General features: G+C 38.3%; 13 protein-coding genes. 5 read left to right on the top strand and 8 right to left on the bottom strand.

The annotated features are described in order from the left end of the window. The first annotated feature begins 131 nt into the window (after positions 1 to 131). Positions 132 to 443 (top strand): hypothetical protein, encoded by a 312-nt coding sequence (locus AC3WR0_RS10105; RefSeq protein ID WP_027322844.1) that lies wholly within the window; start codon positions 132 to 134, stop codon positions 441 to 443. A 30-nt stretch (positions 444 to 473) separates the two neighbouring features. On the opposite strand, the gene AC3WR0_RS10100 is transcribed toward AC3WR0_RS10105, so the two are convergent. The 4 genes from AC3WR0_RS10100 to AC3WR0_RS10085 all read right to left on the bottom strand — a co-directional run bounded on the left by AC3WR0_RS10100 (position 474) and on the right by AC3WR0_RS10085 (position 3552). After that, positions 474 to 1937, bottom strand: a complete 1464-nt coding sequence (locus AC3WR0_RS10100) for a hypothetical protein (protein ID WP_492552199.1) — start codon at positions 1935 to 1937, stop codon at positions 474 to 476. Between the two features lie 111 nt (positions 1938 to 2048). After that, positions 2049 to 2999 (bottom strand): magnesium/cobalt transporter CorA, encoded by a 951-nt coding sequence (corA, locus tag AC3WR0_RS10095; RefSeq protein WP_492552198.1) that lies wholly within the window; start codon positions 2997 to 2999, stop codon positions 2049 to 2051. 87 nt (positions 3000 to 3086) lie between these two features. Next, the gene (locus AC3WR0_RS10090) at positions 3087 to 3305 is read right to left on the bottom strand and encodes a hypothetical protein (protein ID WP_492552197.1); all 219 of its coding nucleotides are present in this window, start codon (positions 3303 to 3305) and stop codon (positions 3087 to 3089) included. A gap of 103 nt (positions 3306 to 3408) precedes the next feature. After that, positions 3409 to 3552: a hypothetical protein gene (locus AC3WR0_RS10085; RefSeq protein ID WP_492552196.1), complete on the bottom strand. Its 144-nt coding sequence runs from the start codon at positions 3550 to 3552 to the stop codon at positions 3409 to 3411. Between the two features lie 132 nt (positions 3553 to 3684). Between AC3WR0_RS10085 and AC3WR0_RS10080 the strand changes: the two genes are divergently transcribed. Next, the gene (locus AC3WR0_RS10080) at positions 3685 to 4266 is read left to right on the top strand and encodes an HAD-IA family hydrolase (RefSeq protein WP_492552195.1); all 582 of its coding nucleotides are present in this window, start codon (positions 3685 to 3687) and stop codon (positions 4264 to 4266) included. Between the two features lie 159 nt (positions 4267 to 4425). Here AC3WR0_RS10080 and AC3WR0_RS10075 read toward each other — a convergent pair whose 3' ends face one another. Beyond that, positions 4426 to 5871, bottom strand: coding sequence for a DEAD/DEAH box helicase (locus tag AC3WR0_RS10075; protein WP_492552194.1), 1446 nt, complete (start codon positions 5869 to 5871; stop codon positions 4426 to 4428). A 345-nt stretch (positions 5872 to 6216) separates the two neighbouring features. Beyond that, positions 6217 to 7386: a TIGR04053 family radical SAM/SPASM domain-containing protein gene (locus AC3WR0_RS10070; protein WP_492552262.1), complete on the bottom strand. Its 1170-nt coding sequence runs from the start codon at positions 7384 to 7386 to the stop codon at positions 6217 to 6219. A 439-nt stretch (positions 7387 to 7825) separates the two neighbouring features. On the opposite strand from AC3WR0_RS10070, the gene AC3WR0_RS10065 reads away from it, so the two are divergent. The 3 genes from AC3WR0_RS10065 (at position 7826) to AC3WR0_RS10055 (ending at position 10807) form a co-directional block, all read left to right on the top strand. Beyond that, entirely contained in the window at positions 7826 to 8857 is a 1032-nt protein-coding gene (locus tag AC3WR0_RS10065; protein ID WP_492552193.1) for a C40 family peptidase, read from the top strand. 235 nt (positions 8858 to 9092) lie between these two features. Further along, the gene (locus AC3WR0_RS10060; protein ID WP_492552192.1) at positions 9093 to 10517 is read left to right on the top strand and encodes a PAS domain S-box protein; all 1425 of its coding nucleotides are present in this window, start codon (positions 9093 to 9095) and stop codon (positions 10515 to 10517) included. A gap of 47 nt (positions 10518 to 10564) precedes the next feature. Next, positions 10565 to 10807 carry a DUF3949 domain-containing protein gene (locus AC3WR0_RS10055; RefSeq protein ID WP_492552191.1) on the top strand — a complete coding sequence of 81 codons (243 nt, stop codon included), beginning with the start codon at positions 10565 to 10567 and terminating at the stop codon, positions 10805 to 10807. A 51-nt stretch (positions 10808 to 10858) separates the two neighbouring features. Here AC3WR0_RS10055 and AC3WR0_RS10050 read toward each other — a convergent pair whose 3' ends face one another. Together AC3WR0_RS10050 and AC3WR0_RS10045 are read right to left on the bottom strand one after the other, a co-directional pair. Beyond that, the gene (locus tag AC3WR0_RS10050) at positions 10859 to 11119 is read right to left on the bottom strand and encodes a hypothetical protein (RefSeq protein ID WP_027322855.1); all 261 of its coding nucleotides are present in this window, start codon (positions 11117 to 11119) and stop codon (positions 10859 to 10861) included. A gap of 626 nt (positions 11120 to 11745) precedes the next feature. After that, complete coding sequence (locus tag AC3WR0_RS10045) at positions 11746 to 12078, bottom strand: hypothetical protein (RefSeq protein WP_492552190.1); 333 nt, start codon at positions 12076 to 12078, stop codon at positions 11746 to 11748. Between the last annotated feature and the right edge of the window lie 71 nt (positions 12079 to 12149).

Raw genomic sequence — 12149 nt, 5'->3', positions numbered from 1 at the left:
TTTTCTAAAAAAAAGGATTAAGAAATGGTACACCCGGGTAATAATGGGAGTAGACTCATCCTGCGTCTAAGGCATACAGCAATTATTCATTATTTCCAACGCAGGATTATGAAAACAGGGGGGAGAAAAAATTGACCAGATTGGAACTATACCATGAAAGACCGAAGCAATTTCATTTGAAGGGTTTGATTTTTTTCATTCTGTCCTGCGCAATTTTAGTGGGCGGTTTTATGTGGCTGAATCAATATTCACAAAACAACATCCGAATTGAAGCACCAAAACAGGATATGGGAAGAAAAGTCGTCGTCCACCTTCCGAATGGTAAAGATGTAAACACATACGAAAATCTCATTGTTCAAAAGGGTGAGAAGCTTTTTTATAAAGGTGAGCGCAATACACTGGATTTAACAGGCGGAACAATTGATTATAAAGAATGGAAATAAAGAAAAAACATCAGCCGCTGAAGCTGATGTTTATTTTTTTGTGGAGAGAATGGCTTGGGAAGACCATTGCCTTCTCTTTCTTCGATCCCGCTGCCATTTAATCAGGCTTTGAATTCCAAGATACGCAGAAACAATAAGGCCGCTGATTGTCGTAATTAGAGCAATGTACTCAAACGGTCCATATGAAGAAAAATGGCTCCAATTCACTTTTCCTTTTAAATCATGAATCACCAGGTTCATTCCCAATATCCCGCTGACCACAGTATATAGAGTTAAAATCAAGAGGAGGAAGCTGGTTTGCTTGGAAGAAACCTGTTCCTGATAACGGTATAAGCTATTAAGTGTCTGCCTAGCATCTTGATAAAGGGCGTCTATTTGGAAAACCTTCCGAAGGTGAACAAAAATCTCCCTGCCTTGTGATTGTGTTGCCAGCTCTAGGAAAAAGAAATTCGCTGTAAAAGAGTTAATCGAGTGAATCAGTCTTTCAATTTTTTCCGTATCCTGCTCAATTTCGATTTCTGAATAATCACTCGCCATTTTTAAAAGTACTATTTTATGAAAGAGATTAAGCAATAGTCCATAATAAAATTCCCCGTACATCTGGGCTGCAAGCTCAGGCAGCATGCTGTTCTCATTTGTAAGGCAGGTAAAGGAATGCTCATCCATCATATAGTAGGTGAACGGGGCCCAGCGATCATAACCATTTCTTTTTAAATATCTATGGATATACGCTAGATTGTGGGAAGTGACAAACGGTTCTCCATTTCGATTTAATCCATTTAGGTCACCTGCTCGATATACATCCACTCTCTCTACCTTTTCGTTTTCGTTTAAACAAATAAGAGACGCTACATACATTTTTTCATCCTCGAAAAATGGGAAGGTTTCAAAGTAGGCACCGTTTATATTTTCCCGTTCAAAATAATCAGGAAGTCCGGGATAAAGCTCTTTAAAGATAAAATTTTCTACTTGTTTAAAAGTTTTATCATCCAAGTGAATTTCTGTTTGACGGTCACGGGAAGTCCTTGGCTCCAGAACACGAAATCGTGCCGCCATTTCCACAACATGAGAGAAGGGAATATCCGAAAAATTCGCAACTTCTGTCCTTATGGTAATAAATCCCAAGTGAAAAGGACATAAAGTGACATCAAGTGAATGAATATAAAAAGGGACGTCAATATGTTCCGTTTTAAGTCTGCAATTTAAGTCGGCCTTTTTGGAAAAACGATGGAATCCTTTTTGCTTATCGGTATGCGGAAAAAGAACTTTGTTTGTAAAAGGGAGATAGTAAGCCTCCATATCTTTATGAGAAACTTGGAATTCTCCATAATAATCTCTTTCTTTATTAAGCTCGTCCAGGTGGAAACGGTCAAACCCTTGCTTAAGTAAAAAAGAAATCAATTCACTTTCATTAGTAGAAGCCATCGCAAAAGGAAAGATAAATTGAAAAGTAGCCTTCTTTACCTTCTTTTCAGTTAATTTAATATGCTGCATGAGGGAATCCTCCTCAAAAATTACCTATAGTATCAACATACCCTACTTTGATTGAAACGAACCCGGAGGAATAGAAAAAAGCTGACCGGCAGGGATCAGCTTGTACAACAGTTATTTAAACCAGCCTTTTTTCCGAAACCATAGGGACATACTAATTCCAACCGTAAACATGATAGCGAGGGCTATAAAGTAACCATATTTAAGGTTTAATTCAGGCATATACTTAAAATTCATTCCGTAAACTCCGGCTATAAAGGTAAGAGGCATGAAAATGGTTGTAAAAAGAGTCATTACCTTCATAACATGGTTGGTTTGATGTGAATTCAGTGATATATAGCTGTCACGAATATCAGTGGTTAATTCACGGTTCGCCTCGATCATTTCACTTAACTTAAGTAAGTGATCATGAATATCTGAAAAATACTCCTTCCTTGCCAGAATATCCGGCAGCCTTTGGGAGTTAATAATTCTGTAAACTAAATCCCTCATTGGATTGACCGTATGCCTGAGAGATAAAAGATGGTGGCGCGTGTCGAATAAATCCTCAAGCAACACCTCCATGGTCCGGCCCTGTGAGTTCTCGTCTAATTCATTAAGAGTATCCTCTATCTGATAAACAGGCGGGAAGTAGTTATCGACCATTTTATCGAGTATATGATAAAGAATTAAAGAGGGATTCCAATACGGGACGTTTTTGGTTTGGGAAAACCGCTCCCACACCTCGTCAATCTCGGAAGATGTTTGATAATGAAATGAAACTATGTAATTCTCTCCTAAAAAGAAATCTACTTCTTCTCTGGAGAATGTAGTTGCATTTAAAGCCTGCACGACAAAAAATGTATGGTCTTCGTAGTAGTCCAATTTTGGGCGCTGCAGGTGATGCATACAATCTTCAATAGCCAGAGGGTGGAAGTTAAGAGGTGATCTCAAATATTCAACTTCTTCCTCTTGTGTTGGATGGAAGTCAATCCAGTACCACAAAAAATTTCCCGCAGCGACTTCCGCAACAGAAAGGTCTCGAATCAACTCATTATTTTCATTTATAGCGACTGTTCGTATCATTGTTTCTCCTTCAATTTAAACTTTTCTTCTTTCATATTATTTGAAAGGAAGAAAAAAAGAAAACAAAAACTTTTTCAAGCGCGTATTTTAGTCTTCACCAGAGGATGGCTGCTGGCAGATTGTCATTTCATTTCCTTTTACATTTTGGGTACAGGAAGAAGGGGAGTTATCACCGAAGTTATAGTTAGCGCCAATATTCACAGAATTGGCAGTGTGGCTGTTCTGGTAGGTCGATTGAAAATTAATATTGGCATTATTGCTAATCGAGTGAACTTCAAATTGACCGATATTAATCGAAATTTCCATAATTATAAACCTCCTTACCACTAGTTTATTGAAAAGTAAGCATGGTTGTCTGGATGATTGCCCTTCTATAAAGAAAAAGGCAAAGCCCGAAGGCAATGCCTATTTAAGAATTCCTGTTGTTTTTAGATTCATTTTGTTCAATAATTTTATTGATTTTGTCCGTGTTATTTTTGGCATTAATAATCCTTGCCAAATCAGTCAAATTTTCAGCTTCAAAGTCTTCATTTTCATCATCTTTAAACCACATACAAAACACCGCCTTTCAACATTCTTTAAAACTCATACCCGTAAATATGAAAAATACACATGAAAAAGGAAGGTTTTAAAACAGCGATATCGGGCAGTAAAATAATAATATAGTACAAAGGGGGAACCGCAGATGAATATATTATGGGATTTTGATGGGACGCTGTTTAATACATATCCCTCCTATACAAAACTGTTAAAAGAGATGCTGGGTGACTCAGCAACTGAAGAGGAAGCATTGGCTCAGTTGAAGGTATCATTTGGACATGCCTTTCGTTTTTTCAAAATGACGGAGGAGCAGAGCAGGAAGATGATGCAAAAAGTAAGAGGGCTTAAGGCCGAGGAATTCGAACCCTTTCCGGGAGTGGAAGAGGTATTAAAACTTGCCGAGAAGAATGTGATTATGACACACAAGGAGCGGGAGGATGTCTGGAAGGTGCTGCAAATTCATGGGCTAGACCAGTATTTTGCGGATATTATTGCAGGGGATGATGGTTATCCAAGAAAGCCTGATACTTCCGCTTACCGGCATTTGCACCGGAAGCACCGGATTGATCTCGTTATCGGAGACAGGGATCTTGATCTTCAGCCGGCAAGAGAACTTGGAATTGGAACCTGTGCATTCCAGAACCATGAGGCGGAAGCGAACTTCTATCTGGACGATTATCGGGATTTTGACCGCATCTGGAAGTTCTTCAAAGAGGCAGAAAAGTAAGAGGGGAATCCCATATGAGAACCGGGATTTATTAAAATTTCACTTTGAAAACAATTTGAATAACAATAAAACCCTCCAATCCTGTTTTAAAAGGAGCTGGAGGGTTATGTTTTTATGGGGATTAACAGAAGCCTGTTGAGCTGAATTCTTTTTTATTCCTTATTTAATCGCCTTGCTGACTCGCAATTTCTTTCCTTTGATTGTTGTATTCTCCATGGCTTGAAGGACAAGCGATCCTTTTCCATTTAGAATGTCAACGTAGGACATTGCATCCTTTATGGTGATAATACCAATATCCTCCGCAGTTACCCCTGGTATTTTAGTAATCGAGCCTACGAAATCCAGCGCTCTAATCTTCTTCTTTTTTCCCCCGTTGAAATGGAGTTTAGTAATATCTTTGTTTACACGAGCTGTTTTGTTGTTTTTCACCACTCGCCGACCAGCAATTTTTTCCTCGAATGCAGCTTTACCTTTAGAAACTTCCTCTGGGAGTGGAGCTTCCATTTTAAGAATCTCAAAGCCAATGTATTTTTCTATTGCTTTAAGGGATTTCCCCTCATATGAAGTGGCTAGCGTAATCGCTTTTCCTTTATTACCGGATCGTCCGGTTCTTCCTGTTCTGTGGACATAGCTCTCTTTTTCTGATGGAACGTCGTAGTTGATAACAAGTGTTATATTATCAACATCAATGCCTCTTGCTGCGACATCAGTGGCGATAAGATAACGGAAGTTCCCTAGTTTAAAACCATTCATAACACCGAAGCGGTCTTCCTGTTCCAGGCCGCCATGAAGCTTTTCACAAGAATACCCGGATTTGTCCAGCTCTTCAAACAAGGTATCAACATGATCTTTTGTATTGCAAAAAATGATACAGCTATCTGGATTTTCTACAACCGTGATGTCTTTGAGAATCTGAATTTTATTTTCTGTTTTGACTTCGATTACAGAGTGCTCGATTGTGTCAGTAGTCATTCCGACAGTAGTGGCAATCTCAATATTGACTGGATCTTTCATATATTTATGACAAAGATTTTCAACATCTTTCGGTAGTGTTGCGGAAAATACCATCGTAACTCTGTTTGAAGGTAATTGATTTATAATCGATTCTACATCATTAATAAAACCCATGTTCAGCATTTCGTCTGCTTCATCGATGATAACAAACTTTATTTGGTCAAGTTCGAGTGTTCCTCTATCGATATGGTCCATTACACGGCCGGGTGTACCAACAACTGCATGCGTTTTTTGTTTCAATTCTTCTTTTTGTTTCGAAAAAGGTTCTTTCCCATAAACAGCCAGCGCTTTAATTCGTTTAAAACGACCGATATTTGAGATATCTTCCTGAACTTGAACGGCAAGCTCCCTCGTTGGGGTTAGGATTAAGGCTTGGGGCTTTTTTTCCTCCCATTCAATCATCTCGCAAATGGGTATGCCGAAGGAGGCTGTTTTACCGCTGCCTGTTTGGGATTTTACAACAAGATCCTGCTTTTTCAATGCAACAGGTATAACCTCACTCTGAACCTCAGTAGGGTTTTCGTATTTTAACAAAGCAAGTGCTCTAGAAATTTCACTGCTTAACTGATACTCTTCAAAACCTTTTAACATATATGTACCTCATTTATTAGTATTATCTGACTTACTGATAGGGTTCTCTCTAAGGAAAATCCTATGCAAAATCCGACTATTGTCCATTATACTTGAAATGATAAACATACATAAAATTTTATGATAAATCAGCAAGAGATTATCATAAGAAAAATTTTATTAGGTTAGATAATAGAAGAGAGAACGAACTTCTAAGTAAGCCTACGATTGATGGAGGAAAGTATACATGAGCAAATTCCTCCCCATAATTTCGACGGCGTATATCCAGGGATAAAAGGGAAAAACCTAATTTGGCTCTATATATAGAAGAAAGGCATTCCCACCCTCGGGAACGCCTTTCTTCTATTATACTGTTGTTTCCTTATGGCGCATGGCTTCCGGAATATATACGCAAAATGGTTCGCTTTCCATATAATCGCCGGTAACAGCGTAGGTTCTGGAACGGGAGCCTCCGCAAATTTTGTTATACTCACAAACGCCGCATTTGCCTTTGTAATTATCAGGCTGACGAAGGTCTTTAAATACCTTTGATTCACGATAAATTTCAGCAAGGGGAGTTTCACGGATATTTCCTGCCACGATTGGCAGAAGTCCGCTTGGCACCACATCGCCAATATGTGAAACAAAGGCAAACCCATTACCGTCATTCACACCTTTTGGTGCACGCTTTAATCCGTCTATCATTCTGGTTTGATCCATCGTCATGGTGTCAGAATAGTTGATATCGCCTTTTTCAATCAGATGCTCACGTGCTTTCTGCTGAAGAACCACACGTCGGTAATGCTGGGCTGCGGTAGTTTTAATATCATAAGGAGCCGTTTTGCTTAATTCATACAGCCAGCGGAAGACTTTTTCATGCTCAGCAGGTGAGATGCAATCTTCCATTTGGCCTCGGCCGGTCGGAACAAGCAGGAATATATACCACATAACAGCCCCTAATTCCCCAACTAGCTTCGCCATTTCTTCTAGATGATCATAATTATAGCGGGAAATCACCGTATTTATTTGAAGCGGCAAATTTAATTCATTTAAATATTGTATTTTTTCTAAGGTTAGGTCAAAAGACCCTGGTGTGCCTCTGAAGTGATCATGAATCTCTGGAGTTGGGCCATCCAGACTAAATCCCCAGCGAGACAATCCGACTTCCTTTGCCCGCTCCATTTTTTCCTTTGTTACGTTTGCTGTAGCACTTGGAGTCATGGAAACCCGCATGCCTTTTTTTACTGCATAATCAGCAAGCTTAAATAAATCATCCCGCATCATACAATCCCCGCCCGTAAAAACAAGCATTGGATTATTCATTTCATAAATGTCATCAATCAGCTTTAATCCTTCTGCAGTTGTCAGTTCCCTTGGATCAGGCTGGAGCTGGGCATCAGCCCTGCAGTGAACGCATTTCAGCTGGCAGGCACGGGTTACCTCCCAAATAACAATGTACGGATTTTCGTTATAATCGATTGGTTTACTAAGACCATGAGGATGTCCCATACCATGTGGATGTCCGCTTTTGTTCATCATCATCACACCAGACTTTTAAATTTAGGAAAGCTTCCTGAAGGTTAGTCAGGATAATACGTTTTTTATGAAGATTTCTATAGTTTCATTATAAATTTAACGAGCAAAAGAAAGAGTTCTCGTTTGTTACAATATTTCTACAGAAATTAAATGTGATAATTGACATAGGACTTATGGCAGCGTTGGCAAAAATGTGAAGATTATATTCAAATATTAAAAATAGATTACAGCAATGTTACAAATGCTTGGTAATTTATCCAGTATAACCATTGAAAACCCTTATTTTATGAGGGTTGGAGATATTGCTAATTATTGTTACAAAGTTAACTTGTATTTCCTGTAGTGGATATAAATACCAATAGTACCATTTTTTAAAGATATTATTAGTGTTTAAAAGTCGGTTAAGATAATTTTGGAAATACAAAAAGGGAGTGCAACGATGAAAAAACAAATACTTAGTGCAGCAACTGCAGCAGGGATCATGTTAACAGCTTTCGGGGGAGCTGCAAGTGCGCATGAAAATATTTATAACGTTCAATCTGGAGACAGCCTTTGGAAAATATCTCAAATAAATAATCTAACAGTTAGCCAATTAAAATCTTGGAATAACTTAAGTGGAGATACAATCTACGTAAATCAAAAACTATCATTATTGGCACCTCACAGCCATACGACAACTGCAGCAACAACAACATCTGCTTCCGTGATCAACTACACAGTAAAGAGCGGAGATAATTTATGGAATCTTGCAAGAACTTACAGCACATCAGTTTCTAGGATTAAATCACTAAACGGTCTGACTACCGATACTATATACGTGGGACAAAGCTTGAAAATTAGCGGCAGCAGCCAAACTGTTACGACAGCATCGACTCCTGCTCCAGCAACTTCAACTTCTGGAGTGAATTACACAGTAAAAAGTGGAGATACTCTGTCAGAACTTGCGGTAACATATAAAACTACTGTTTCTGCCATTAAATCACTTAACTCATTAACTTCCGATACAATTTATGTAGGTCAAGTTTTGAAAATCGGTGGACAAGCAGTAGCGACTTCAACTTCAGTTACAACAACAACAACAACTACTACCACTACAACAACCACATCCAGCGTTTCAAAAGCTGATGCAGTTGTTGCAGAAGCTAAAAAATACATAGGAACTCCTTATGTATGGGGAGGAAGTACACCATCAGGCTTTGATTGCAGCGGATTCGTTAAATATGTATTTGCCAAGATAGGAATTACGCTTCCAAGAACAGTGGCAACAATTTGGGATGCTACTACACCAGTATCATCACCAAGACCTGGTGATATCTTATTCTATCAAACTTACAAAACTGGTCCATCGCATGCCGGAATTTATATTGGAAACAATAAAATGATTCAGGCTGGTTCAAATGGTGTTGCTGTAAGTGATATCACTTATTCTTACTGGACTACACGTTATCTCGGGACTAGAACAGCATTCTAATATTAAAAATCTTCAAAAGCCTTTGCCAATTTGGCAAGGGCTTTTTCTGTTTTTTGTGATCTTCACAAAAAAAGAGTAGTTAATTGTTAACATCAATGAAAACCATCATGTGAGGATCAATTTTTGTTAGGTTTTACATTTTTTGGTTTGATAATATAAAATCAGGATTTATAATGAAAATAAAGATAATTCAATTAAATCTTATACCTTATCTTCTCGAATTCCAGGAGGCCATATGTTTCAATCAAGCTTATTCAAAGAAATCTTTCTACAATCAAGAATTCCTCAGCTGGTAAGCACACTTGATTTTTCTGAAATGCGCTTCAATCAGGCCTTTAGCGAATTTATTGGTTATTCCCTTGAGGAACTTAAATACCTTTCTATCATAGATTTTTCACATCCGGATGATTTTATAAATGATGATGTCCTTTACCTTGAGCTTGCGAATGGACTGAGGAAAGAATATCAGATTCAAAAAAGATATATTCATAAATCGGGAAAAATGATAACTGGTATATTGAATGTGTCCAAAATATTAGATGAAGCATCGGGAAGGGAATTCTGCCTTGCCCAGGTCATTGATATTACAGAAACGAAGGAAATCGAAGAAAATTTGATAAAAAATGAAAAGAAGTATCGTCTGCTTGCGGATTATTCCTCCGATATTATCATGCTGCATAGAATGGATGGAGTTTATTTATATGCATCTCCCTCGGTTCAAACAGTTATAGGGTATGGCGAGAAGGAAATGCTGGGAAAAACAGCAAGAGACTTTATCCATCCGGATGATCTTGAAAAAGTTAGTAAGCTATGGCGGGATTTGGAGGAAGGAATAAATCAAAATTATCGGGTAACGTATCGCTGTCGAAAAAAGGATGGATCTTATGTTTGGCTGGAGTCCACCATAAAAGCCGTTTACGATGAAAAAGGACATTTTCAGGAAATGATTTCAGTTTCACGTGATGTTCAGGAAAGAATGGAAACAACCGAGCTGCTTAAAAGGTCAGAAAAACTGGCTTTGGTCGGCCAAATGGCTGCTGCGGTGGCACATGAGATTAGAAACCCGCTAACTCCCATTAAGGGATTTATCCAGATGCTGCAACAAGAAAAAGAGCTCAATCCTGCATTTGTAACGGTTATTCTTGATGAATTGAGCAGGGTGGATTCCATTATTTCTGAATTTTTATCTATGGCAAAACCACATCCTGAAAAAATCTCCATCATCCAACTTGATCATTTATTAAGGCAGGTTATCCAGCTTTTGCAAACCGAGGCTCTTATGAAGAATAAGGAAATAATTTTTCGCTTGGACGATGATTTACCTGCAGTTGAAGGTGACCAAAACTCCTTAAAACAGGTATTCATGAATATTATTCAAAACGCACTAGAAGCCATAGAAGAAATGGGGACTGTTGAAATCACTTCCTTTGTCGAAGAAGAGAATGCTGCTGTTCTGATAAGGGATAACGGCTGCGGTATCCCAGAAGAAAGAATGAATAAGCTTGGCGAACCTTTTTATTCGACTAAGGAAAAGGGAACAGGGCTAGGCCTCATGACAAGCTTTCATATTATTCAAAACCATGGTGGAAGCATTATGGTTAAAAGCAAGGAAGGGGAAGGGACAGCGGTTAAAATAATGCTCCCACTAAAACCTAATTAAATATGGGGGGCAAAATGGGTCTATAGGTATTTCTAGCAATCTTGTCAGTGTATGTCTTCATATCCTTATTGCTGTTGCCTTTACAATATCGATTCTTGAAAGCACTAAAAGAAGAGGAAGCAAAGAACAGAGCTAAAGGAAAGTCCCAAGGTGAGATGTACGATAAAATGAATGCAGGGGAGCTGGCACTTCAGGAGAATGTTCAGGGGAACCCATTATTTTTTCTTGCCAATATCCTTGCTTCTATTATGTATAAATGGAAGCACCCGAAACAAAAAAAGTTCAGTTAAAAAAGGAATCGGCATTTCTGCCGATTCCTTTTATGTGTAGCCATAACATTCTTAATAAAACCGTTGTATTCGAAAAAAAAGCTTTGGATCGTTTGGGGCAATCGGTAAGCTGTTTAGTTCTCTCTTTTCAACCACGTCTAGAATGTTTGTAAGCTCTATTTGAACTGCTGTATTAAATAATGCCCATTCACATTCATCCATCGATTTTTCAAGTCTTATGGCAGCCGATTCGGGTCGGGAAAGAACAACTTCCCCTTCTCTAAAACTTTTTACATCTTCCATTGTTAAATAGACTGTGATTTTTTCTGACACTATATCATACATCCTTTTTAGAAGATTATTGATATATATCTATGAAGAATCAGTTTTTTTATACCATTCTTTTAGTGGGATTCTATTAAAAGGAAAGTTTTTTTAGGGGAGAAATATAATGAGTTTTAAAAAAGTAACCCTGATGGGACCGCTAACTTTTCTGGTTCACGACCTGTAACTGTAGAAAATGGGATGAAGAAAAACAACTCAGCGATTGGAAAATTAGTACTGGCAAGATCATTGATCAGAAGCGGAGTGTATACCACTGATCATTTCCTTTTTTGCCTTGGTAAATAACCATGGATGGGGAATGAAATGTTCCCCCGCTATATTTGTCACAATCCATTTTTTTTTTTAATATACTAGTCAAAACTCCGGGTAGGCTGTTAAGAAGGGAGCATCATTTTACAAGAAAAACAGTTTTCCAAGGCGTCGGCTTGGCTATCCTTTTGGTGCCACTTGTCTTTGCCTCGTTTGTCCTATGCAGAGGTTCCTGCTGAGCATTCTCAAGGACATTTTTTGATGCAAGACCGAAGATTTTTCCAGGATGAGCATTCTCAAGGACATTTCTTAGATGCATGACCGAGGAAGATTTGTCCGTGATGGGCCTACTAGTAGGCGCTTCATTAATGCAGGACCGAGGATTCAGCCTCCACAATACAGTTGAAGAAGCTTTTTAAAATAAGCCATTTTCCCGGGTATGCGGAAATAAAATTATCCAGGACTTCCATACTATACACCAGCAAACAGTCATGATGCCCGCCATCCTCTTGTAAATCATATAAAAGTGCATGCGGAATCGTATAAAAGGAGTTAAGCTGATAGGGGTTTAAACATTCGATTCGGAAATTTTGCTCTTTGAGATATTTTAATAGATAATCTTTTTGTAGGGAAACACTTTCCTCTATTGATAATCCGTTTAAAGAAACACGCTCATTTACATAATAGATAACGTTCATTTTACACCTGGTCCATTGAGTTTTTTAGATATAGCTTTGCCGAAATATTTAGAATTTATTCAAAGGGGAGT

The sequence above is a fragment of the Neobacillus sp. FW104-15D2 genome, assembly GCF_058790155.1.
Note: the sequence above shows the minus strand (reverse complement) of the source record. Positions and strands in the feature narration are given on the sequence as shown.

Bases quoted from the DNA above. Each gene is read 5' to 3' on its own strand.
- AC3WR0_RS10100 (WP_492552199.1), bottom strand. From the start codon at position 1,937: ATGCAGCATATTAAATTAACTGAAAAGAAGGTAAAGAAGGCTACTTTT.
- corA (WP_492552198.1), bottom strand. From the start codon at position 2,999: ATGATACGAACAGTCGCTATAAATGAAAATAATGAGTTGATTCGAGAC.
- AC3WR0_RS10090 (WP_492552197.1), bottom strand. From the start codon at position 3,305: ATGGAAATTTCGATTAATATCGGTCAATTTGAAGTTCACTCGATTAGC.
- AC3WR0_RS10085 (WP_492552196.1), bottom strand. From the start codon at position 3,552: ATGTGGTTTAAAGATGATGAAAATGAAGACTTTGAAGCTGAAAATTTG.
- AC3WR0_RS10080 (WP_492552195.1), top strand. From the start codon at position 3,685: ATGAATATATTATGGGATTTTGATGGGACGCTGTTTAATACATATCCC.
- AC3WR0_RS10075 (WP_492552194.1), bottom strand. From the start codon at position 5,871: ATGTTAAAAGGTTTTGAAGAGTATCAGTTAAGCAGTGAAATTTCTAGA.
- AC3WR0_RS10070 (WP_492552262.1), bottom strand. From the start codon at position 7,386: ATGAACAAAAGCGGACATCCACATGGTATGGGACATCCTCATGGTCTT.
- AC3WR0_RS10065 (WP_492552193.1), top strand. From the start codon at position 7,826: ATGAAAAAACAAATACTTAGTGCAGCAACTGCAGCAGGGATCATGTTA.
- AC3WR0_RS10060 (WP_492552192.1), top strand. From the start codon at position 9,093: ATGTTTCAATCAAGCTTATTCAAAGAAATCTTTCTACAATCAAGAATT.
- AC3WR0_RS10045 (WP_492552190.1), bottom strand. From the start codon at position 12,078: ATGAACGTTATCTATTATGTAAATGAGCGTGTTTCTTTAAACGGATTA.